The following is a 999-nucleotide window of genomic DNA, read 5'->3' as shown; positions in this document are numbered from 1 at the left end:
CGACTTGCCCGCGCCGTTCGGCCCGATCAGCGCATGACGCTCGCCGGCCGCGATGCTCAGCTCGACGCCGTCGAGCACCGTCTGCGCGCCGAAGCGCTGCACGACGCCGTGAAGCGCGATCGCGTTGCCGTTCATCGCCCGTCCTCCCGCTTGCCGGCCTGCCCACCCGACACGAGCCGCGCGCGCCAGCCCCACAGCAGCGTGCCGATGGCGGCCGCCGAGCACGCGACGGCCCAGCCGACCGGCGTATCGGCATCGATGCTCCATGCGCCGAACGCGAAGCTCGCACCGTCGTCCTGCCCGAAGCGCCACGCATAGCCGAGCTCGGCTGCGTAGACGATCGCGACGCCCCAGAACATGCACGCGCCGGCCGCGCACAGCATGCGCCACCGCTCGGCCGCCGGCGCGCCGCGCCGCAACGCATGCGCGAGCGCTTGCACGATCCCGGCGATCCCCCCCGGCGCGGCAACGACGATCGCAACGAACAGCACGCCGAGATACAGCGCCCATGCACGCGACACGCCCGCGACGACGATGCTCAGCGCGGTCAGCACGGCCGCACCGGCCGCCGGCCCGAAGAACGCGCCGGTGCCGCCGATCACCGCGGCGATCAGCACGGTCGCCGAACGCGCCATCGATACGCTGTCGGGCGTCGCGATCTCGACGTCGATCAGCGTCAGCGTACCGGCGACGCCGGCGAAGAACGACGCGCAGGTGACCATTGCGAGCCGTACGCGGCGCGGATCGGTGCCGAGCGCGGCGACGCGCACGGAGTTGTCGCGCACCGCATTCGCGAGCCGCGCGAACGGCGTGCGCGTCAACGCATGCATCGCCCACGCCGACGCGAGGCACCACGCGGCGATCACCGCATAGGCCTGGACGGGTGCGCCGAAATGCCAGCCGCCCCACGGCGTGCCGCTCGCGCGGTCGATCGGCACGCCGCCGATCCCGCCGAACCAGGCGGGCACGCTCCACGCGGCGGCCGCGACGCATTCGATA

At 73.5% G+C, this 999-nt stretch carries 1 protein-coding gene and 1 pseudogene; both read right to left on the bottom strand.

Features of this window, described 5'->3' with window-relative positions; genetic code table 11:
- A pseudogene (locus G3N64_RS40115) lies at positions 1–225 on the bottom strand (ABC transporter ATP-binding protein); the annotation flags it as partial.
- Positions 132–999: branched-chain amino acid ABC transporter permease (locus G3N64_RS39110; RefSeq protein WP_205788898.1), on the bottom strand; the 868-nt coding region annotated here is incomplete at its 5' end. The gene G3N64_RS39110 and the pseudogene G3N64_RS40115, both read right to left, overlap by 94 nt.

It is taken from the genome of Burkholderia sp. Ac-20344, from assembly GCF_017104975.1.
Taxonomy (GTDB): Bacteria; Pseudomonadota; Gammaproteobacteria; order Burkholderiales; family Burkholderiaceae; genus Burkholderia.
The sequence above is the reverse complement of the archived record's forward strand: the minus strand, read 5'-3'. Positions and strand labels throughout refer to the sequence as shown.